This window comes from Bacillus multifaciens (assembly GCF_030756675.1).
Lineage (GTDB): Bacteria > Bacillota > Bacilli > Bacillales > Bacillaceae_G > Bacillus_A > Bacillus_A multifaciens.
This window is the reverse complement of record NZ_JAVBXD010000004.1, coordinates 160,654-180,899: the sequence shown is the minus strand read 5'-3', so window position 1 is coordinate 180,899 and position 20,246 is coordinate 160,654. Positions and strand designations below refer to the sequence as shown.

General features: G+C 33.2%; 23 protein-coding genes and 1 pseudogene. 19 read left to right on the top strand and 5 right to left on the bottom strand.

What is annotated here, in order from left to right; translation table 11 throughout:
- Positions 1–30: 30 nt before the first annotated feature.
- The 8 genes from Q9306_RS04970 to Q9306_RS04935 all read left to right on the top strand — a co-directional run bounded on the left by Q9306_RS04970 (position 31) and on the right by Q9306_RS04935 (position 8,502).
- Entirely contained in the window at positions 31–771 is a 741-nt protein-coding gene (locus tag Q9306_RS04970; RefSeq protein WP_306195920.1) for a YveK family protein, read from the top strand.
- Positions 764–1,378 carry a CpsD/CapB family tyrosine-protein kinase gene (locus Q9306_RS04965; RefSeq protein ID WP_306195918.1) on the top strand — a complete coding sequence of 205 codons (615 nt, stop codon included), beginning with the start codon at positions 764–766 and terminating at the stop codon, positions 1,376–1,378. The genes Q9306_RS04970 and Q9306_RS04965 overlap by 8 nt, the downstream gene beginning before the upstream one ends.
- A 21-nt stretch (positions 1,379–1,399) precedes the next feature.
- Positions 1,400–2,038, top strand: a complete 639-nt coding sequence (locus Q9306_RS04960; RefSeq protein WP_306195916.1) for a sugar transferase — start codon at positions 1,400–1,402, stop codon at positions 2,036–2,038.
- A 181-nt stretch (positions 2,039–2,219) separates the two neighbouring features.
- Complete coding sequence (locus Q9306_RS04955; protein WP_306195914.1) at positions 2,220–3,644, top strand: oligosaccharide flippase family protein; 1,425 nt, start codon at positions 2,220–2,222, stop codon at positions 3,642–3,644.
- Positions 3,645–3,647: 3 nt separating this feature from the next.
- Positions 3,648–4,859 (top strand): O-antigen ligase family protein, encoded by a 1,212-nt coding sequence (locus tag Q9306_RS04950; RefSeq protein ID WP_306195912.1) that lies wholly within the window; start codon positions 3,648–3,650, stop codon positions 4,857–4,859.
- Complete coding sequence (locus Q9306_RS04945) at positions 4,834–5,634, top strand: glycosyltransferase family 2 protein (RefSeq protein WP_306195910.1); 801 nt, start codon at positions 4,834–4,836, stop codon at positions 5,632–5,634. Before Q9306_RS04950 ends, Q9306_RS04945 begins: the two co-directional genes overlap by 26 nt.
- Positions 5,631–6,692, top strand: coding sequence for a glycosyltransferase family 4 protein (locus Q9306_RS04940; RefSeq protein ID WP_306195908.1), 1,062 nt, complete (start codon positions 5,631–5,633; stop codon positions 6,690–6,692). The genes Q9306_RS04945 and Q9306_RS04940 overlap by 4 nt, the downstream gene beginning before the upstream one ends.
- Positions 6,693–6,957: 265 nt before the next feature.
- Positions 6,958–8,502 carry a glycoside hydrolase family protein gene (locus Q9306_RS04935; RefSeq protein WP_306195906.1) on the top strand — a complete coding sequence of 515 codons (1,545 nt, stop codon included), beginning with the start codon at positions 6,958–6,960 and terminating at the stop codon, positions 8,500–8,502.
- On the opposite strand, the gene Q9306_RS04930 is transcribed toward Q9306_RS04935, so the two are convergent.
- The 3 genes and pseudogenes from Q9306_RS04930 to Q9306_RS04920 all read right to left on the bottom strand — a co-directional run bounded on the left by Q9306_RS04930 (position 8,456) and on the right by Q9306_RS04920 (position 10,635).
- On the bottom strand, positions 8,456–8,674 hold the full coding sequence (locus Q9306_RS04930) for a hypothetical protein (protein ID WP_306195904.1): 219 nt from the start codon (positions 8,672–8,674) through the stop codon (positions 8,456–8,458). The two genes, Q9306_RS04935 and Q9306_RS04930, sit on opposite strands and share 47 nt — an antisense overlap.
- Before the next feature lie 15 nt (positions 8,675–8,689).
- A pseudogene (locus Q9306_RS04925) lies at positions 8,690–9,736 on the bottom strand (ABC transporter permease subunit).
- Positions 9,733–10,635 carry an ABC transporter permease subunit gene (locus Q9306_RS04920; RefSeq protein ID WP_306195902.1) on the bottom strand — a complete coding sequence of 301 codons (903 nt, stop codon included), beginning with the start codon at positions 10,633–10,635 and terminating at the stop codon, positions 9,733–9,735. Before Q9306_RS04920 ends, Q9306_RS04925 begins: the two are co-directional and overlap by 4 nt.
- A gap of 158 nt (positions 10,636–10,793) precedes the next feature.
- On the opposite strand from Q9306_RS04920, the gene Q9306_RS04915 reads away from it, so the two are divergent.
- The 5 genes from Q9306_RS04915 (at position 10,794) to Q9306_RS04895 (ending at position 13,702) form a co-directional block, all read left to right on the top strand.
- Entirely contained in the window at positions 10,794–11,360 is a 567-nt protein-coding gene (locus Q9306_RS04915; protein ID WP_306195900.1) for a GNAT family N-acetyltransferase, read from the top strand.
- A 61-nt stretch (positions 11,361–11,421) separates the two neighbouring features.
- A complete protein-coding gene (locus Q9306_RS04910; RefSeq protein ID WP_306195898.1) occupies positions 11,422–11,907 on the top strand; it encodes a GNAT family N-acetyltransferase in 486 nt (161 codons plus the stop codon).
- An 18-nt stretch (positions 11,908–11,925) separates the two neighbouring features.
- Positions 11,926–12,369, top strand: coding sequence for a GNAT family N-acetyltransferase (locus tag Q9306_RS04905; RefSeq protein ID WP_306195897.1), 444 nt, complete (start codon positions 11,926–11,928; stop codon positions 12,367–12,369).
- A gap of 51 nt (positions 12,370–12,420) precedes the next feature.
- The gene (locus Q9306_RS04900; protein WP_306195895.1) at positions 12,421–13,299 is read left to right on the top strand and encodes a phosphotransferase family protein; all 879 of its coding nucleotides are present in this window, start codon (positions 12,421–12,423) and stop codon (positions 13,297–13,299) included.
- 112 nt (positions 13,300–13,411) lie between these two features.
- Positions 13,412–13,702: an antibiotic biosynthesis monooxygenase family protein gene (locus Q9306_RS04895; protein ID WP_306195893.1), complete on the top strand. Its 291-nt coding sequence runs from the start codon at positions 13,412–13,414 to the stop codon at positions 13,700–13,702.
- Between the two features lie 77 nt (positions 13,703–13,779).
- On the opposite strand, the gene Q9306_RS04890 is transcribed toward Q9306_RS04895, so the two are convergent.
- A complete protein-coding gene (locus Q9306_RS04890) occupies positions 13,780–14,565 on the bottom strand; it encodes a GNAT family N-acetyltransferase (protein ID WP_306195891.1) in 786 nt (261 codons plus the stop codon).
- A gap of 130 nt (positions 14,566–14,695) precedes the next feature.
- Here Q9306_RS04890 and ytfJ point away from each other — a divergent pair, with 130 nt between their 5' ends.
- The 4 genes from ytfJ (at position 14,696) to Q9306_RS04870 (ending at position 16,703) form a co-directional block, all read left to right on the top strand.
- The gene (gene ytfJ / locus Q9306_RS04885) at positions 14,696–15,121 is read left to right on the top strand and encodes a GerW family sporulation protein (RefSeq protein WP_306195889.1); all 426 of its coding nucleotides are present in this window, start codon (positions 14,696–14,698) and stop codon (positions 15,119–15,121) included.
- 161 nt (positions 15,122–15,282) lie between these two features.
- Positions 15,283–16,059 (top strand): NUDIX hydrolase, encoded by a 777-nt coding sequence (locus Q9306_RS04880; RefSeq protein ID WP_306195887.1) that lies wholly within the window; start codon positions 15,283–15,285, stop codon positions 16,057–16,059.
- Positions 16,060–16,111: 52 nt separating this feature from the next.
- A complete protein-coding gene (locus Q9306_RS04875) occupies positions 16,112–16,411 on the top strand; it encodes a hypothetical protein (RefSeq protein WP_306195885.1) in 300 nt (99 codons plus the stop codon).
- An 82-nt stretch (positions 16,412–16,493) separates the two neighbouring features.
- Positions 16,494–16,703 (top strand): hypothetical protein, encoded by a 210-nt coding sequence (locus tag Q9306_RS04870; RefSeq protein WP_306195883.1) that lies wholly within the window; start codon positions 16,494–16,496, stop codon positions 16,701–16,703.
- 413 nt (positions 16,704–17,116) lie between these two features.
- Here Q9306_RS04870 and Q9306_RS04865 read toward each other — a convergent pair whose 3' ends face one another.
- Entirely contained in the window at positions 17,117–17,455 is a 339-nt protein-coding gene (locus Q9306_RS04865; protein WP_306195881.1) for a permease, read from the bottom strand.
- A 210-nt stretch (positions 17,456–17,665) separates the two neighbouring features.
- Here Q9306_RS04865 and Q9306_RS04860 point away from each other — a divergent pair, with 210 nt between their 5' ends.
- A complete protein-coding gene (locus Q9306_RS04860; protein ID WP_306195879.1) occupies positions 17,666–18,346 on the top strand; it encodes a class I SAM-dependent methyltransferase in 681 nt (226 codons plus the stop codon).
- A 130-nt stretch (positions 18,347–18,476) separates the two neighbouring features.
- Positions 18,477–20,165 (top strand): formate--tetrahydrofolate ligase, encoded by a 1,689-nt coding sequence (locus Q9306_RS04855; protein WP_306195877.1) that lies wholly within the window; start codon positions 18,477–18,479, stop codon positions 20,163–20,165.
- Positions 20,166–20,246: the final 81 nt, after the last annotated feature.

The following is a 20,246-nucleotide window of genomic DNA, read 5'->3' as shown; positions in this document are numbered from 1 at the left end:
TTCTTTAAGCTATAAAAGGTGGTGGGATTTTTGAAAGAAATCATGGATATAAGAGAATTGAGGGGAATATTACGAAAACGGATATTTACGATTTGTATAACTTCCTGTTTTATAGTGGCTTTCGTTATGGGAACAACCACTTATGTATTGAAGCCGGTATATCAGTATTCGATTCAAGTACTTATTGGGAACTTAGATCAATTTAATAAAGAGAATGGAGTGAACAAAACACAAGAAAATAAACAGCTTGTAACTTCTTATGTAGATATTATAAAAAGTCCATTAATTATAGCGGCAGTAAAAAAAGAATTAGGATTAAAACGTTCCAGTTATGAATTAGCAAAGCAAATTTCTGTTATGAATACTGATAATTCGCAAATTATTACAGTGACTACTAAAGATTCTAATCCTAAATTAGTGAAAGAAATCACAAATTCTTTGGCAAACCAATCACAAGAGCGATTTAAGCAATATACAAATTTTGAGGGAGTGAAGATTTTATCTGATACGGTAGTAAATGAAGAGGTTGAAAAACTGTTTCCAAAGTATATGTTTATACTTCCGATTTCTATAATTATTGGGATATTTATCGGTATTACATTAGCTATTTTAAGAGAATATTTTGATGACAAAATCTACAATGAATATGATTTGGAAAATGGCACTGATTTATTGTTTTTAGGGTATATATGTACAAAGCAAAAAAAATATAGACAGAATAACGTACATGAGAAGAATTCTATATATAGGGGTGAGAGTGTTGATGTTTAAGGTAAGGAAACGATTTCAATTTGATCCTTCTAATATTGCGTTAAAAGAGCAGTTTTATACGATTTGTAATAATATTCAGACATATGACCTGAAATTATTAACAATAACGTCAGTGAAAGATCGAGGAGATATAGCGCCTATTATCGTAAATTTAGGATTTGCTTTTGCTGAAATGCACAAACGAACTTTACTTGTCGATATGAATTTGCACACTCCTAAGTTGCATGAGTTCTTATCTATGGATTCTTCAGTTACTGTACAGGATTTATTAGTACAGACAAAAATAGACTATGAATGTTGTGTGAGTAAGATTTCTAGTCATTTATATTGTATACCAGCAAAGAAAAGTATAGATGATTCAACGAAATTATTATCCTTAGAAGTGATAGATAGTTTCATTGAAGAATGGAAACAAATATTTGATTACATTTTATTTTATACAGCTGAAACATTGGAGGCACCTGGATCACAAATAATTACAAAGAAGTGTGAGGGAGTTTTATTAGCAGTCAAAAGAAACAAAGATTCACTTAGAGATATCGTGCATGTGAAAAAGAAAATGGAGCGTAATAAGAGTATCTTTCTTGGAACAATGCTATATTCTTAAATTTTTTGGGGGAATGATTCTATGTTTCATGAAACGAATGAAGCTAAACTTTATACTGCTCCAATCCATGAAAATGCTTCACTTTTTTATCGAAACATAAAGCGCATAACAGATATTGTATGTGCACTTTTATTACTTGTGTTATCTTTGCCGCTTTTATTGTTATGTTGCATCATTATTCCGTTAGAATCACCTGGTTCACCCTTGTTTTTTCAAGAGCGTTTAGGAGTGGGGGGAAGAAGATTTAATATTTTAAAGCTGCGTTCAATGGTTTTAAATGCAGAAAAAGATGGACCGCAATGGGCGAGTCAAAATGATGAACGAATTACAAAGGTAGGTCAATTTATACGGAAAACGAGGATTGATGAATTGCCGCAACTTATAAATATAGTAAAGGGAGATATGTCGTTTGTTGGTCCTAGACCGGAAAGAGAGTTTTTCTATGAAAAGTTTGAAAGGGATATTCCAGAGTTTCGATATCGTTTATGTGTAAAACCGGGTTTAACAGGATGGGCTCAGATTAATGGGGGATATGAGCTTAATCCTAAAACAAAATTACAATACGATTTGTATTATATACAAAATAGAACATGTTGGTTTGAAATTCAAATTGTTTGTAGAACTATATTCATTTTATGTAATGGATATGGTGCAAGATAAGAATAATAGGGTGGAAAAAGTACTTGCAACAAGAGGTTTGGTATTATTGGTTTTCACATTGTGGATGAGTTATTAGAAAATCATTATAAAGTAGCTATTTGGGATGATTTATCTTCAGGTTCATGGTGAATTTATATGTTAACAGATACAGATTATACAGATGCGGAGTGGGAAATTAGGTATGTTAAAAAATATTATTCATTTATTTTATAGCACAATATTTGCCAATCTTTTAAACGCAATGAGTTTAATTGTCTTAGCCAATTTTTTAGGTGCCAAAAATTATGGAATGTTTAGTGTTTCATTAGGGGTTACGATGATTATGTTTTTCTTTACCGACTTGGGTATAAGCAATACTTTTCTTCAAGAAGGAGTAAAGCAGGAAGAAAATTTTAATATTCTTGTTTCTTCTTATGTAAAAAGCAGAATCATTTTTTTGATAGTTAATTGTATTATTTGCTATGTAGGTATTCATATTTTTTATAATGAAAAAGAATTTGTTAATATATTGGAAGGTTTATTATTTTCTATGCTAATTGGTCTTACATTACAAAGTATCGGAGTTACATATTTTCAATTAATAGAAGAGATGAAGTATATTGCTGCAATTAAAATTTTTGCAGCGGTGTTCTTAATGATAATAACAATTGTATGTGCGTATTTTCAATTTAAACCATATGTGACAGTATTTTTATATGGTTTAGCTTATATTATTGGCGGTATAAATAGCTTGTATTTAGTATGCAGAAAAATAAAGTTGCAATTAAATGGTGCCTGGCAAAAGCAACTCTTTCATCAACTTGTCCCATTTTTAATGAGTGGTTTATTGATTATGATTATACCACAATTAGGGCCAATAATATTAAAGCACACACTATCTTTTACACTGATTGGTATTTTTATGGTTGCATACCGAATACCAGCAGCTTTATACCAAATGCCGGGAGTAATTGCAGGTGCTTTTTTTCCTGTTCTGTTTAGAAATTTCAGTCAGAATGACATAGAAAAACATACGAAACTAAATATATTGCAAATGAAATGTATGACGATTGTAGGGATGGGAACAACGATTTTTATATATTATTTCGCTCCGTATTTTATTTCTATATTATTTGACAGTGAATGGGATCAAGCGGTGTTGCCATTAAAAATATTAGCATTTCTTATTGTTTTACAAAGTATAAATATAGCGATTGCAGATGGATTAACGACAAAGGGACAACAAATGAGACGAACAATGATACAATTCCTAGTGCTTATTGTTGGAGGAATTGCATTTTATATTTTAAGTTTAGCGTATGGAATAAATGGAGCAGCATATGCAGCAATCCTATTAGAAATTGTTGCCTTAGTAGGATATATAGCAGTGAATGAAATAAGGATGAAGATTATAAAAGAAGTTATTATTCCTTATATGTGTTATTTTTGTTTTCCATTTGTGGTTATACAGTATATATTAGGGACTTACGTTGTTATTGCAATGATTTTAAATGTTATTCTAATAGTTGTGCTCATTTTTACTCTAGATAGAGATATGAAGAAGCTTATTATAGATGGGATAGAAAAAATCAGAAAGAGAAATTCTTTGATAAGGCAGGGGACGTAGAATATGTTAAATATCCCCAATCATTCTACTAGGTTTATATCTGTATTTATTCTGTTTGTAATGTTAAGTAAATATCATATTTATATAGGTTTTTCGCTAAAAGTCTATATGATTTTTCTAATTATCTATTTTTGTTGTGTGGTACCTCACTTTTACTTTCGCTCCTTGTATTCTTATGAAGTTATGCTTCTGTCGTTTTATATAATATATTGTTTAAGCGGTGCATTCTCAATTTATACAAACACAAGTATTCGGATTATTTTGGGTGTAGTTCTTGTACTTGGATGCTATTTTATTATGAGATATATGATGGAACGTATGACAATTTCTTCTCTCGAGAAAGGGATTGGGGATGCTGGGCTGGTTTTTAATGTAGTAAGTTTACTCTTATATGTCATTGGTTTACAGCAATCAGGTTTTCGTGCAGAGAGCGAGGTTATCTCTTATGGTCTAATGATTGATCGGAATTACCCAAGATTAATAGGATTGTTAGATGATCCAAATATTTTTGTTTTCTACAATACATTATTTTTTACGTTTTATTTAACTCATTTACGAGGGTTCAAGAATATAATTGGATTTGTTTTATGTATTAGTACAAGTTTACTCACCTTTTCGAGAGGAGGGATTCTAGCGTTATTACTTGTAATGTTACTTTATATTTTGATGATAAATATAGTGAATAAAATAAAGATAATAATCTCCTTAGTTACATTCAGTTTTATTGTTATTTGTATAGTGAACATTATTACAACTGGACAAATAGAACAAATTATTAGTAGTCGCATACAAGATTTCGCAAATGACAATGGAAGCGGTCGACTCGAATTATGGACGCAGGCTTTTCAATATTTTAGGGACAGCCCTTATATTGGAATCGGAGCATTTAATTTTTCTGATTATTATGCTTATAGCTATAATAAAAAATTGTATGTTCATAATACTTTATTAGAAATTTTATCTGAATCTGGTATTTTTGGATTTCTTTCTTATGTTGCGTTTCTAATCTTATTTTTGGTAACGATCGTAACAAAACGACTTCACAATAAACAAATATACCTCCTATTAACATTAATCGCTTTTATACTCCAAATGATGTCTCTATCTCTCATTATTAATGAAGCTTTCTTTTTATTTCTAGCAATTACACTGAAATATATTTTGGATTCCGAAAGTGAGGTAGAGAAACATGCAAATATACGTCCCGAAGTCTAATACTTATCCTTGTGTTTCAGTAATTACACCCTCATACAATAGCGCTCGCTTTATAGCAGAGACAATTCAATCTGTACAACAGCAAACCTATGAACAATGGGAGATGATTATTATTGATGATGGTTCTACTGATGATTCTGTATCTATTATTACAGAATGTATAAAAAATGATTCTCGAATTCAATTACTCTCTTTAAAGCGAAATGTGGGGGTTGCAGCGGCTAGAAATATAGGATTGAAGAATGCAAGAGGGAGATATGTAGCATTTCTTGATAGTGATGACATATGGTTTCCTCATAAATTGTATGAACAAATATCTTTTATGAAAGAAAAAAATGTAGCTTTTTCTTATACTTCTTATTGTTATATAAATGAAGATGGTGAAAATTTGGATGTGTACGTACAAGCTCCGATTGCTCTTGATTATTATGATTTAGTTGGTAATACGATTATTGGATGTTTAACGGTTATGTTAGATCGGACAAAAATTCCTCATGTAGAAATGCCGATGATCAGGCCAGAAGATACTGCATTATGGCTTTCGTTATTAAAACAAGGATATAAGGCAAATGGACTGCAACAAGTGTTAGCGAAATATCGAATTGTAAACAATTCTGTATCGAGAAATAAATTGAAAGCAGCTCTTCAGTATTGGAAATTATTAAGGCAGCAAGAGTCTTTTCATGTTGTAAAAGCAGCGTTTTATTTTAGTAAATATGCATATCATGCTTATCAAAAAAATAAGGGGTATTTGGTAGAGGGGAAAAAGAAATGAATGTATTGCTATTAACGGATAAACTTGTAACAGGGGGGGCAGAGGTATATTTTTGTAAGTTAGAAAATCATTTGCAAGATATGAATGGTCAATTGTTTACAGCTGCTGCAAAGGGAGAGTTGTATAATCAAATTGTACGGAAGGAATGTTTCATTACACTTAGTCGAAACAATCACCTCTCTAATTTGTCTAAGTTGTGTAAAATAGTTAAAACGAATCAAATTCATTTGATTCATGCCAATAGTCTAAGAATGTTATTATATTCTTTTGCGATAAAACAGCTGATAAAAAGAGATTTTAAATTCATTTATACAAAGCATAATGTTACAATTTTAGAGAAAAGAGCACCTGTGCTATTTAAAAATATAATGAACCGATATGTAGATGTTATTATCACTGTTAGTGATTTTGAAAGAGAAAATTTACTTTCTCTTGGTATAGATGAAAAAAAAGTTCAGACGATATATAACGGTGTAGATATAGAACAATTTGCATTTCAGCCTATACGAAAAAAAGATAAGTATCGTATAGGTATTTTAGCAAGGTTGTCTAAGGAAAAGAATCATACATTTTTTATTAAAATAGCAAATGAATTAAGAGATGTAGAGGATTATATGTTTTATATTGCTGGGGATGGTCCAGAACGTGAAAATATTTCGAGTAAGATTGAGGAATATAATTTACAACATAAAGTAAAGATGTTAGGAAATGTTGCGAATCCATATGAGTTTATTTGTAGCGTAGATTTATTAATCTTGACTTCTACACGAGAAATATTTCCTATGGCTATAATTGAAGCAATGTCAGTAGGAACCCCAATTATGTCAGTTGATGTTGGTGGAGTCAGAGAAGCAGTCAAAAATGAGGAAACCGGAATACTGATACCTCAGTATTGTGAGCGGGAATTTGCTCAAAATATTAAAAGGTTAAGAGAAAATCAGCCTATGGTAGAGCAGCTAAAAATGAAGGCGAGAGAAAAAGTAGAAACATCATTTTCAATGAATCATATGATACAAGCTACTTTTCGAACATACGAATTAGTAAACAAACGACCGTAAAGGTCGTTTGTTTTATTATATAAATACAAATAAAAAATCGACATAAAAACCCTCTTTCTTTTTAGGTAGGTGAGAAAGCGGTCAGGGACTTTTTCTGCCACAGGCAAGGTTAAAAACAAAAGGTGAAAGCAAGTAGCGGTCATATTGTATTCTGCATAGCAGTAACTAATATTCCGGAAAATTAAAATAGATATATATGGAATACCCCTGTTGTATGCCGAGCATATGATAATAGAAAGTATATAAAAGGAGTGTATAGTAGGAAATGAATTCTTTTTCATCTCAAGAAGATTGTCAGGGTTTTGTTCATATAGATAGTTTTGGAGCTATTCCGAATTCAATAGTGGACAGTTCCTCAGCGATTCAACAAGCAATTGATTATTGCGTAGTCAATCATTTGTCAAAAGTAATGATAACAGGTGTACAGTTTTATACTATTTCTCAGCCTATTGTGATTAAATCCAATGTACATCTTTTTTTAGATCCAGATGTCATATTAAAGGTAAATGGTAATTTTAATGTTTTTGAGCTTAAAAAGAACGCATCTATTTCTGGAGGAACAATTGAAATTATGAATAAAGATTTTCAAAAATCTGTTATTTATGTAGAAGGCTCTCAGCAAATTGAAATAGATAACCATACCTTTATTACAAATATTAATATTGTTAATAATACGGGTCAATATAATGGAATTGCTATCCATCTCTATTGTGCAAAAGCATGGGATTTTATTAGTTTTCTTAAAGTATCATCTGTACAAATAAAAAATTTTCAAACGGCGATATATTTAAAAACGGAATATATCACAGATAAGGAAACACCTTGTTGGATTAATGCTAATACATTTCAATCTATTTTTATTGATGGATGTCAATATGGAGTTGAAATTGATGGAAACAGTAATTTGCCGAATGAAATTTCTGGAAATATGTTTACTGGTATACAGGTGCAGTGCCGACAACAAACAAAGAAGGTAATTCGTTGCTCTGGTGCGTATAATACGTTTGATTGTATGATTTGGGATACGTATCGGATGAGCAGTCCCTCTAGTGTTGTTGAATTCTCCTCTATTTCCCATCGGAATTATATCTACTCTAATATTATTTCTACAGCAATCATTGATCAAGGGCAATATAATGTTTGCACATCCACATATGAACAGTCTCTACTTGTTTCTTTACCTGTGACATTAGATAAACCCCATATGATAGGGAATCAAGATGACATTTTAGTAAACGCTCATTTGCGTTATACAGTGAAACAAATTGCAGGAAAAGCACCATATGGTGGGAATATTAACAATTGCTTTAATTTAATAGATGAACAAAGTATAAACTATATAGATGTTCCAGAAACAACACCAGTTGTAATTGAATTAGACTTTTCAAAAAATCCAATTCAAATGTTGAATTGCTTTGGAATATACTTTGGCTGGAAGGAAGCCCCGAAGAATATTCGAATTGAATATTTGCAAAGTACAACTGGAAAATGGTTTGTAGCAAAAGATGTACAATTTAATGTAGGTGATATAGTTTTAACGCATGTAAAAGCAAACATGTTATATAAAGTGAGAATTACAGTAAGCGGATATATACAGGATCATAAACGTTTTCGAATGAATCGGATTTTTGCAAGATCTTCTATGCTAAACGGTGCTGCTTGGTTGTCGACAGCTGGGGGAATATTATATGGTGATGTAGAATTACAGTTTGGAAAAGGAGTTGTTTTGACTGCCCCTGATCTTTCTAAATGGAGAGTTACGATTAATGAACAGGGGCAGATTGTGACAAACCTTCAAATAAAAAAGTGATAAAGCATGACAAAATAATAGCAATTGTTACATGTGTTCCTTTCGTTAAAGTGGAAGTGGGATTTTCATTGAAATCCCACTTTGTGACAACTTCAGTCGGTAAGAAAAAGTATTGGATGATGTTTACGGTAATAATGATAGATAGCAAAATTAAACCGAACTTATTTTTCATGCTAATCCCTTCTTTCTACATATTTGCAGGAGAACGATAAGGGTGTTCTTCTTTTTGTGCGAAGGTGAAGGAGTGCTTATCCTTTTTGTATTGAGATGTTTCTTTTTTTCTTTCAATCTTTTTAATAGAATATTCTTGTTTGGCTAAAGCATCTTGAATTCCTGTTGTCATTAGCTTCAGTATGAGGATAGTTAGAAATAGAGCTACAAGTGTGCTAAAAACAATCCACATAGATACATTTAGTTCAAAATAGTTGAGGCCGATAAGTCCTGCCCAGTCGTTAGAAAGTGAAATGAACTTATCTTCTCCTATATCTGCACTTTTCTTTTGTACCCCTCCGATAAATTGCTTCACCAGAGCAAGATGGATAACTAAAAGAAGGGTTTGGATAATATGCTACATAAACAATACGAAGAGGCGATCTTTAAGTAAAACGCGTAAATGTGTACGAACAATGTGTATGCGGCTAGCACCCATTAGTTGTGAACTTAAAATATATTCTTGCTTCATAAATTCATCAATTTCAGAAGAGACATATGTTGTTATAGTAGGTAAAACAACTAGGACGAGGATGATCGCTTGATAAGATAGAAGAGAAAAGTTCACGTAGAGTTTATTATCTAAGTTTGAAAAAATCATTTTGTTCATGGGCTGCATTAATATATATGCTACGAAAACGGTTGGTAAATAATAAAATACTTCTGTACATGTTTTTACAAAAGATTTTAATCGCGTTGCATATAAGCTTAATAACACACCAAGCATTGTACCGAGTAAAACACGAAATAAACTTATTCCAATCGCGAATAAAATCGTAAACTTTGCACCATCTAAAATTTGAAAGAAAATGGATTCGCCAAAACGATCTGAACCAAGCGGCGGCATTTGTGTTGGTGAAAATGGTGAAGCGGCAATTAACTCGCCGTCCTCATTGTATAACAGTCTCATTGGCTTTAAAGTATCTTCTTTGAAATAAAAGCCGTAAATAAAACTAGAGATGACAAGTACGACGATATACGTTAATCCGAAAACAAAACGTTTTGATTTCCAAATAGCCTTCATATAATCTCTCCATTCATTTGAGTTTGCCATTTCTTCATAAAATAAGAACAAATTTGAAACAAAAGGTAAAAAGGCATAACAATAATGAAAAGTATAATACATGTAATAGATGTTGAAAAATGATTTGTGCGAATAAGGAATTGAATAATACCTGATATGTTAAATACGCATTCTAGTACAAATAAATTGGAAAGCAAAAAGACAAAAATCATTTTTGAATGATGGAATAGATGAATGAAAATATTCTTAAATAAATGTTTACGAATGATATAACTTGGTGAAAGGCCTTTCCCATAGGCAACTTCCACATACGGTTTTATACGCTCTTCCTCTATGTACAATATCATCATGCGAAACATTTGAATTGTAGGAAGTACCGACAAACAAAGAATAGGGAGAATGTAAGCTTTGTTTTCGTTGAATGTCATAATATGTACCGGTAATTCACCAGTTTGACGAAAGTACCACATAAAAAACATTTGTATACAAATCATAATCATTACATCAGGGATGGCCTCCAATACGAAAACAGTGCGCTGAATCATATTTTTAATCCACTTTGATGATAAAAAATAAAAATAAGCAATACTTACTGCAACAAATATAGAAAGAAATAGGGCAGCAAATAAAATAGTAAATGAATAAGTGTATGGTTCTAATACACTAGGAAACAAGGGAACTGTTTTCAAGTTACCTGTAGGTGCAGGAGTTTGAAAAGTAAGCGATTGTAAAGAAAAAATTTGTTTTCCCATTTTAGTGATGGCTTGTATGAATTGGCTTGGTTGAAATGAAATGTTTCCGCTTTCGTTTATAAATAGAGTTGGGATGTTTAATAGAATAAGTAACGTACTGAAAACGATTAGTAGGTGTATAAAAGATTTCCATAGCTTCCTTAACATAAAACCCCTCCAAAAACACATTTTTACAATATTATACAAAATAATTAGCTATTTGTTTTGATTTTTCAGAAAAAATATTATAATAAATAAAACTAGTAAAAAATATAATGATTATCAAGTTCATCTAAAAGATAAGAAAGAGTTTATAGGAGGATTCTATGACACAAACGTATTTAGAAGGTGAAAAAGTAGTTATTCGAACAATAGAAGACGAGGATTTGTACCCGCTATGGCAGGAAGTTTTTAGAGAAGAACATCCAGAGTGGAAAAAATGGGATGCGCCGTATTTTCCGTTCGTAAGACAAGAGTTTGCAACTTTTCAAGAAGGACTACGTTCTAAATTAATGAAAGACCCATATTCAAAGTTTCTTATTGAAAAAGATGGTGAAATTATAGGAATTGTAACGTATTACTGGGAACATGAGCCGTCACGTTGGCTAGAGATTGGCATTACGATTTACAATCCAGCATATTGGAATGGAGGCTATGGTACGGAAGCTTTAAATATGTATATTGATTTTCTATTCAAGCATATGACGATCGGAAGGGTCGGTTTGACGACATGGTCAGGAAATAATCGTATGATGAAAGTAGCTGAGAAAATCGGTATGCAGTTAGAAGGAAGAATGAGAAAATGTCGTTATTATAATGGGGAGTATTATGATTCAATTCGGATGGGAATGATCCGTGAGGAATGGGAAGAAATGAAAACAGCGAGGAAATAAGCCATTTGCACTGACTATGAATGATTTGCAAGATAAATATAAAGAAGTAGGAGGAACCTCTATGGATTTTGTGATTCGTGAGATGAAAGAAGAAGATATTCCATCTGTACAATACGTGGCCAAGACTTCATGGAACGATACATATAAAGACATTATTCCAGCACCAGTACAAGAGAAATTTTTAGGGCATGCTTATTCTAGTGACATGATGAAGCAGCGTTTACAACATTCACATTTATTTGTAGGAGAAGTAGATGGAAAAGTTATAGGGTTTGCCAACTTTTCGCCAATCAAGCATCAAGATGAAGCTGAGTTAGGGGCGATATATTTATTGCCCACATATCAGGGGAGTGGCATAGGAACAGCGTTATTACATAAAGGAATTACAATGTTAAAAGGTGTTAAGAAGATTTATATTAACGTAGAGTCAGAGAATAAAACCGGAAAAACATTTTATACCGCAAAAGGATTTGCAGTGGTAGATGCGTTTGAAGAAGATTTTGATGGGCATATGCTGAAAACTTTAAGAATGGTATTGCATGTTTAATAGAGGGAGGAGGTTCTTATGATCCAAAGAGCAACCGAAGGGGATACGGAAAAGATTTTAGCTCATGCAGCTGATTCGTTATATGAAGGGACAATGAAAACGAGTAAGTTTACGCAAGAAAAAGTATTAGAAATTACGATGCCACTTTTAGAAAAAGGAGCGTATTATCTTGTTAGTAAACAAGGTAATATTTTAAAGGGATGGGTATTAATCGGAAGCAATAAGGACTATTTTTCTGGAGAAGAACTAGGTTTTATTTATGAATTGTATGTATTATCATCTTATCGTGGACAAGGTCTTTCACGCCAGCTTATGCGAGCGGCAGTTGATGAACTCAATAAGTTAGGGTATTCAGAAATTCGTTTGAATGTATTTGCAGGGAATTTTGCGAAAGAGTTGTATAAAGAAATGGGATTCGTTGAGAGGCAAATTGTTATGAGTTTGAAACGTGAGATTAAATAAAATGGGAAGAAAAGTAGAATTTTGCAATATTAGGGTCAAGAAGGTGAAGAAATGGTAAGAGAAAATGAGTACGTTCAATACTTGGAAAAGGTTTACCCGAATCTTGATGTGCAGACTGCTTATGTAAATGATATTGGTCAAAATAACGATGTACTAATTGTAAATGAAAATATCGTGTTCCGTTTTCCAAAATATGAAGAAGGAATTGCAAAACTCATTGCTGAGACAAAACTGTTAGAGAAAATACAAAACTATGTTTCACTTTCTATCCCTTGTCCAAGCTATCAACATTTTCAACCAATGGAGCCTGGGAAAGTATTTTCTGATTATAACATAATTAATGGGGAGCCATTTTGGAATACAACATTTCTTCAGCTTTACGAAGAAGAACAAAGTACAGGTGCAGCGCAACTAGCTAATTTTTTAAAAGAATTGCATAGTATACCGGTGTTGGAAATTAGTCCACTTCTAAAAGGAAATACTGCTGATATATATAGTGAAATAGAAAATTTATATTTTCAATTGAAAGAGAAATTGTTTTCTTATATGAAAGAAAGTGCAAGGCAAGATGTTTCTCAATCTTTTGAAGCTTATTTAAGTGATGACAGTCATTTTACATTTCAGCCATGTCTTATTCATGGAGATTTTGGAATGACAAATATTTTATATGATGGTAAGGAGAAGAGAATCTCAGGAATTATTGACTTTGGCGGGGCGGGAATTGGTGATCCGGCATACGATTTTGCTGGGTTATTATCTAGCTATGGAAGTCATTTTTTAGAGGGATTTTCATCGCTGTATCCAAATTTTGATCAAGTGATGGATAGAATGAATTTTTATAGAAGTACGTTTGCTTTGCAAGAAGCATTATTTGGGTTAAGGAATAATGATAGAAAAGCATTTGAACAGGGGATAAAAGATTACATCTAAGAAGGATATGCGTAATATAGAAAGTATTACGATACAGGGATAACGGTTTTTTTACGAGAAGAATGGAATTTGCAAATTTCGACGTGTAATAAAAAGTTAGGAGATGATAGTGGTGATATTAGAAGCAGCAATGCTCCAAGTGAAACTTGGAATGGAAAACGAATTTGAACATGCCTTCCAAGAGGCTTCTAACATTATTTCTTCTATGAAAGGTTACCGTGGTCATACACTTCATAAATGTATAGAAACCCAGGGGAAATATCTTCTATTAGTGAATTGGGAGACGTTAGAAGATCATACGGAAGGATTTCGAAAATCGAGTGAGTATGAAGAATGGAAGAAAAGATTACACCACTTTTATGATCCGTTTCCAATTGTAGAGCATTTTCAATATGTAGAATGAGATAGAATTTAACATGAATATATTGAAACTGCCATCAGTGGGGAATGAAAATATCCTATGCTGATGGCAATTTCATTTTAACGGTACATCGTCCAAGTTCCAATATCCTCAAAACCTAAACGTTTATAAATTCGTCCAGCATCAGGGTTGCTGTAAAATAAACAAAGCGTTCTTCCTTCCGCGATAAAATCTTGAATCATATTACTTACGATTTGCGAAGCATATCCTTTTCCACGATGGTTTGGGTGTGTACATACACCTACAACCATAGCAGATAACGAGTTTTCAGCAGATGTGGACGCACATGCGAGAATTTCACCATTGTTCTCTATGTAATATGTTCGGCCTGTGTTTGTTTCAATTGCTTGGCGCAGGAGTTTTCCGCTATTGTCTGCCAACGCAAATTCAGTAATTTGTTTTCGTAAATACATAATACGATCTACGTCCAAGGTAGTTGCTATTTTTATGTCCTCTTTGTTTGTATCTTTGATTAATTGTTTTGCAGTTGTACATTCACAAAAGTATGTCTGCATTTTTTTACCAAGCTTTAAGTTAGTGAGATTTTCAAACCGCTCCACAACCTCTGATTTTCCAGAGAGTTTAATATGGTCATAGTTAAGAAATTGATTAATGAATGCTTCTGGCTGGAATGAATCCCTAGCATAAGCAATAAAGGAATCATGGAAACGCAATAAGACAGCATGTAATTCATTTTCTATCGTAAATTGTCCCCATAGTTCTTGGAAATCTTGATCATATCCAAATGCCTCTATATCACCAATTAAGAATAAATTAAATGCAGCTTCTTTCTTCAAGAAAGAAATTACTTGTTCATGATCTTGTACTGTTAATTTGCGAATCATGTTTGCTTCCCCCTTTTTTGTATTTTCTAAATATTAGTACGTGTTATTTTGAAAATCAACAAAAAATTTATGTTTAGTTCAAAATGTTTAGGAAAAACTAGGAAGGATATGAAAAAGGAGGTTATGAACGGTGGATCATCCAATTCAAGGGCTGATGAAAGCAGCAATGGAGAATTTGAAAGAAATGGTTGATGTAAATACAATTGTCGGTGAGCCTGTTCAAACAGCTGATGGTGGTATTGTATTAACTGTATCAAAGGTAGCATTTGGCTTTGGGGCAGGTGGATCTGATTTTTCCACAAATGATGTACAAAAGGTACAAGCTACACCAGCATTTGGTGGTGGTAGTGCAGGTGGAGTTTCTATTACACCGGTTGCTTTTCTTGTTGTAAATAAAGATGGTGTAAATATTCTTCATTTACAAAATGCAACGCATCTAGCGGAGAAAGTAATTGAACTTGCACCGCAAACCATTGATAAAATTCAGTCGATGTTTCAAAATAATAAAAAGCAAGATCATTCGCATTATCCAAAAAATCCAGATGAAATCGCATGAAAAATGCCTGTTTTTAAACAGGCATTTTTTCTTGTAATAGAGATGTAATAAAACTCATGAAACTGTAAATAGTTTTTGTAGTTTTTTCTATATTTCTAAAAATTTTCGTGATAAAATATCCTATAGTATTGAAACATATAAAACGAAGGTGGCTAGGTGCTTTGTCTGGAGGATCTGACCAAATCAAAAATATGATTTATATTAATGGTAATCGTCGCAATCATTGTTTTATCACATCTGGAATTACGTTTGAGGAGTTTGCAAGTAATATTCCTTCACCGCTTCATCAAATGCTGCTTTTAAAGCATGGTTTTGAATGGACGGATTTTCATTATCATACTTTATTCGAATATGTAGAAGAAGAGAATATGCATAAATTAATTTCAGCAGATGTCGAGGAGTTTGAAGAATTTTGCTGGATTGATTTTGATGATGTAAATGACTTGGATGAATTGGAGCCAAAAGAAATTGCAGAATTGCTTTATTTGGCACACAAAAAGGAACCACTTGGAAAGCCTTTTTTCCCGCTTTTGAAAAATAGATTTGTTTATCTTTCTCACGATGATGGCTGGTATAATAAAGTATATTACCGTAGAATGCAGGACTTTGTAGGTATGCTTAGTAAGGTAATTCCTTATAAACTTGGCTCATTTGGAAAGAAACGATTTGCATTCTTTCAAAAATCGAAAATTTATCCAGCGATTTCAAAAGAGGTTATTCTTGAACTTCTGCCATTTATGGAAGATGGTTTATACTTAGACTTAGCAGGAAAAGTAGAATCAAGACGCGGTTTAGAGATTCCTGTTTATGTCATCGGCTCATATGAAAGTTCAGATGAAGTTTTAGATGGTTTAGAAGATTTGAAAAGTGAGGCTTCTAAAACAGGGTGGCTTATCTTTGAGAAGAAAGAACAAGAGTGGCAGTGGATAATGGATTAAGAGAACTTGACGGTATGAGTCAAGTTTTCTTTCTTTTTTGAAAGGAGACAAAATGGAGAAGAATTTTATAATAGTAGGTATTAGTAGTATCGTACTTGTCGCAATCATGTTATTAACATGCCCGAACGAAGCAGACTTCCAAAAGCATTTAGAAGACAAATATTCAATTGTATGTAATGAAGTGGATTTTAATTGTACGCAGGAAAAAGAAGGCAAGGAAGAGAAATTGGAGTTTGTTAGTAAGGATGTTCGAAATGGTGTGTTTTTTATAAAGATAGAGCAGACGTTTCAAACAGAAACAGAGAAAAAGAAGACGTATAGCGCAATTGGAGTGTTTGGCATGTTTCTCTGAAAAGACTTTCTAATTTTGAAGGTCTTTTTTTTGTACTCTCTTTCATATAGTTAATGTAAGACAAGCATAGGGGGGAGTTATATTGAATAAGATTTGCATGATTTGCGGGGGAGCAGACTTTTTTTCGTCGACCTTATATGCTCGTACAAAACAAGACTGGGCATATGCACCGAATATGTATCGCTTTGAAAAAGTATTCATTGAACAGCGAAATGAGGAGAACTATCCAGTGTTTCAAGAAATTACTGCCTATCATTGTAGTAGCTGCGGTTATGTGATGTTATTTCGTTAATTAGCACCTGGCACAAAGGGATGTAACAATGGTTGCACCCCTTATGTGTGAGAAAGGAAATCTTACGTGAAATTGCGAAGAAATAGATGAAGTTTTTTCGTTATATATAAATCCAAATTAAAAAAACGACATAAAACCATCTTTTTTAGGTGGGCGAGAGCATCTGGCCATGCATAGAAGCGGTCAGGGCTTTTTACTGTTACATGCGAAGTTTAAACAAAGGGAGAAGGTGAGTGGAAGCTCCTTTTTGCATAGTATATGTACTCTAATTAATTTTGAAATGGACAAACTGTCAGCTTTGAAATGAAATATGAATATATAAGGTGTATATGAGAAAAAGGAGTGATAGACTCACTCCTTTTTTCCCATTGTGTAAATATCTTATATAATAGTTTGCATCAAACAAGTGTTTTTTAAAGTGCTGATAAGAAGAATGGATATAATAAACTAAAAAGTAAAGAAAACCCCCCAAAGCCTATAGCTGTATATCCGAGTGTTTTTGCTTCGTAATGAACAGCAAGAAGTCCAGTTAAAATGGAAAGGGATCCAAGTGTAATGGGATAGAAAGCAATTGAAAATAAAGATAGAAATAATGCAACATATCCAACAATTACACCGATGTCTGTCCGCTCTTCTTCTTTGTGAATTTCTTTACGACGACGTCTAATTGGAAGTCGCTGAGGGGTAATTTCTATTGCATATTCTTCTTGTTTTTCTCCGCTTTTTAAATGATGTGTTCGTTTTTTCGGCAAGGAATATCCCTCTCTTTCGAATTAGGGTATACTTAGTATTTTTTATTAAATAAGAAAACATGCTTATTATTTATATACAAACAAAGAAAAAAATGGAGAAATAATGATCTGTTGCTATATTATCCATCTCTTCTTAAGAATAAACAGGAAAAATGTAAAATGATGTAGAATGACTTTTACTTAGATGTAAAATGGAAAGGTGGGAGATGAATGACAAAGTTTAATTGGCACGAAGCAGCACAGCAAAAATGGGATGATAATGCGGATTTTTGGAGTCAAAATAGTCAAGAAATGTGGGATACTGGTAGCCGCAGTACAATTATTCCGTTTTTCCAAAAGTACGTACAAAGCGGAGAAACTGTTCTTGATGTAGGATGCGGGGACGGATATGGTACATACAAACTAAGTGAAGCTGGTTATAAAGCTTGTGGTGTTGATTTATCGGAGCAAATGATTGAAAAGGGGAAACAGCGAGGTCAGCATTCTCATTTATCGTTTATAGTGGGTGATCTTACTTCATTGCCGTTTCAAGATGAGGAGTTTGCATCTGTTTTAGCGGTAAATTCATTGGAATGGACCGAAGCACCTCTTCAAGCATTGCAAGAAATAAAACGAGTGTTAAAAAATGAAGGTTTTGCTTGTATTGCTATTTTAGGACCAACTGCAAAACCGCGTGAGAATAGCTATCCGCGTTTGTATGGAAAAAATGTTATTTGTAACACAATGATGCCATGGGAGTTTCAAAAACTTGCACAGGAGCAAGGGTTATATTTGGTTGATGGAATGGGAGTATATAAACGTGGAGTAAATGAAAAGATGATTGGACAACTTCCGCTTGAATTGCAGCAATCTTTAACATTTATTTGGGTATTTATGTTTCAAAAAAAGTAACTACTCTTGCTTAAAACGGGTAGTAAATCTGTATTTATGGAAGTTTTATTTTAAAGTTGGATTATAAGTGCAGAAAATACAAAAAACTGATACAATATTTTTAGTAACAATTAAAGGGGGATTAGGGAATATGACAGCAACAACTACAGTAAAATCTGACATTGAAATTGCGCAAGAAGCAAGTATGAAGAAAATTCAAGAGATCGCAACAGAATTAAACATTTTAGAAGAAGAATTAGAGCCGTACGGTCATTATAAAGGGAAGTTATCTCTTGATATTTTTAAGCGCTTACAAGGCAAAGAAGATGGAAAAGTTGTACTAGTTACAGCAATTAACCCTACTCCAGCAGGGGAAGGAAAATCAACGGTAACAGTTGGTTTAGGACAAGCGTTTAATAAAATTGGTAAAAAAGCAGTAATTGCGCTTCGTGAACCTTCTCTTGGACCAACTATGGGATTAAAAGGCGGTGCAGCAGGCGGAGGTTACTCGCAAGTTGTACCAATGGAAGATATTAACCTTCACTTTACAGGTGACATTCATGCGATTACAACTGCAAATAATGCACTTGCAGCATTTATTGACAATCACATTCAACAAGGAAATGATCTGCGCATTGATACGCGTAAAATCGTATGGAAACGTTGTGTAGATTTAAATGATCGTGCGCTTCGTAATGTTGTAATCGGCCTTGGTGGACCAGTACAAGGTGTGCCGCGTGAGGACGGATTTGATATTACGGTTGCATCTGAAATTATGGCTGTATTCTGCTTAGCGACAGATGTACAGGACTTAAAAGGACGTTTAGCACGCATTGTTGTTGCTTATAACATGGATAATGAACCTGTAATAGTAAAAGATTTAGGTGTAGAAGGTGCATTAACACTATTATTGAAAGATGCATTAAAACCAAATTTAGTACAAACGTTAGAAAATACACCAGCAATCATTCACGGTGGCCCATTTGCTAACATTGCACATGGCTGTAACAGTGTAATCGCAACGACAATGGCAGCAAAACTTGGTGATTATGTGATTACGGAGTCTGGTTTCGGTGCAGATTTAGGCGCTGAGAAATTTTTAGATATTAAAGCACGAGCAGCAGGCATTAAACCAGAAGCAGTTGTTATTGTTGCAACAATTCGTGCTCTAAAAATGCATGGCGGTGTAGCAAAAGATGGATTAAAAGAAGAAAATGTTGATGCGTTAGCAAAAGGTATGGAAAACTTACAAAAACATGTTGAAACAATTCAAGCATTTGGTGTTCCATTTGTTATTGCAATTAACAAATTCATTACAGATACAGATAAAGAAGTTGCATACTTACAAGAGTGGTGCAATGAGCGCGGTTACGAAGTATCTTTAACAGAAGTATGGGAAAAAGGCGGTCAAGGCGGTGTTGACCTTGCAGAGAAAGTATTAAAAGTAATTGAAAAAGGTGAAAATACATACGCGCCTTTATATGATTTAGAACTTTCATTAGAAGAAAAAATCCGTACAATTGCTCAAAAAGTATACGGTGCAAAAGATATTGAATTTGCGCCAAAAGCTCGTAAGCAATTAACGCAATTTGCTGAAGAAGGTTGGGGCAACTTACCGATCTGTATGGCAAAAACACAGTACTCTCTTTCTGATGATGCAACAAAATTAGGACGTCCAACAGACTTTGTTGTGACAATTCGTGAATTAAAACCATCTATTGGTGCTGGCTTTATTGTAGCGTTAACTGGAACAATGTTAACAATGCCAGGCCTTCCAAAAAAACCAGCTGCTCTGCAAATGGATGTAAATGAAGATGGAAAAGCAGTAGGTTTATTCTAAAAGGTTGTATTTCTTCTCTTTTATCGGTAAACTATACGTACATCATCCGGCGCCTTTCGATGGAAAGGCGCTTGTTTTTTG

Bases quoted from the DNA above. Each gene is read 5' to 3' on its own strand.
- Q9306_RS04855 (WP_306195877.1), top strand. From the start codon at position 18,477: ATGACAGCAACAACTACAGTAAAATCTGACATTGAAATTGCGCAAGAA.
- Q9306_RS04890 (WP_306195891.1), bottom strand. From the start codon at position 14,565: ATGATTCGCAAATTAACAGTACAAGATCATGAACAAGTAATTTCTTTC.
- Q9306_RS04950 (WP_306195912.1), top strand. From the start codon at position 3,648: ATGTTAAATATCCCCAATCATTCTACTAGGTTTATATCTGTATTTATT.
- Q9306_RS04930 (WP_306195904.1), bottom strand. From the start codon at position 8,674: ATGAAAAATAAGTTCGGTTTAATTTTGCTATCTATCATTATTACCGTA.
- Q9306_RS04940 (WP_306195908.1), top strand. From the start codon at position 5,631: ATGAATGTATTGCTATTAACGGATAAACTTGTAACAGGGGGGGCAGAG.
- Q9306_RS04920 (WP_306195902.1), bottom strand. From the start codon at position 10,635: ATGTTAAGGAAGCTATGGAAATCTTTTATACACCTACTAATCGTTTTC.
- Q9306_RS04875 (WP_306195885.1), top strand. From the start codon at position 16,112: ATGGAGAAGAATTTTATAATAGTAGGTATTAGTAGTATCGTACTTGTC.
- Q9306_RS04960 (WP_306195916.1), top strand. From the start codon at position 1,400: ATGTTTCATGAAACGAATGAAGCTAAACTTTATACTGCTCCAATCCAT.
- Q9306_RS04900 (WP_306195895.1), top strand. From the start codon at position 12,421: ATGGTAAGAGAAAATGAGTACGTTCAATACTTGGAAAAGGTTTACCCG.
- Q9306_RS04910 (WP_306195898.1), top strand. From the start codon at position 11,422: ATGGATTTTGTGATTCGTGAGATGAAAGAAGAAGATATTCCATCTGTA.
- Q9306_RS04935 (WP_306195906.1), top strand. From the start codon at position 6,958: ATGAATTCTTTTTCATCTCAAGAAGATTGTCAGGGTTTTGTTCATATA.
- Q9306_RS04860 (WP_306195879.1), top strand. From the start codon at position 17,666: ATGACAAAGTTTAATTGGCACGAAGCAGCACAGCAAAAATGGGATGAT.
- Q9306_RS04905 (WP_306195897.1), top strand. From the start codon at position 11,926: ATGATCCAAAGAGCAACCGAAGGGGATACGGAAAAGATTTTAGCTCAT.
- Q9306_RS04945 (WP_306195910.1), top strand. From the start codon at position 4,834: ATGCAAATATACGTCCCGAAGTCTAATACTTATCCTTGTGTTTCAGTA.
- Q9306_RS04915 (WP_306195900.1), top strand. From the start codon at position 10,794: ATGACACAAACGTATTTAGAAGGTGAAAAAGTAGTTATTCGAACAATA.
- Q9306_RS04955 (WP_306195914.1), top strand. From the start codon at position 2,220: ATGTTAAAAAATATTATTCATTTATTTTATAGCACAATATTTGCCAAT.
- Q9306_RS04965 (WP_306195918.1), top strand. From the start codon at position 764: ATGTTTAAGGTAAGGAAACGATTTCAATTTGATCCTTCTAATATTGCG.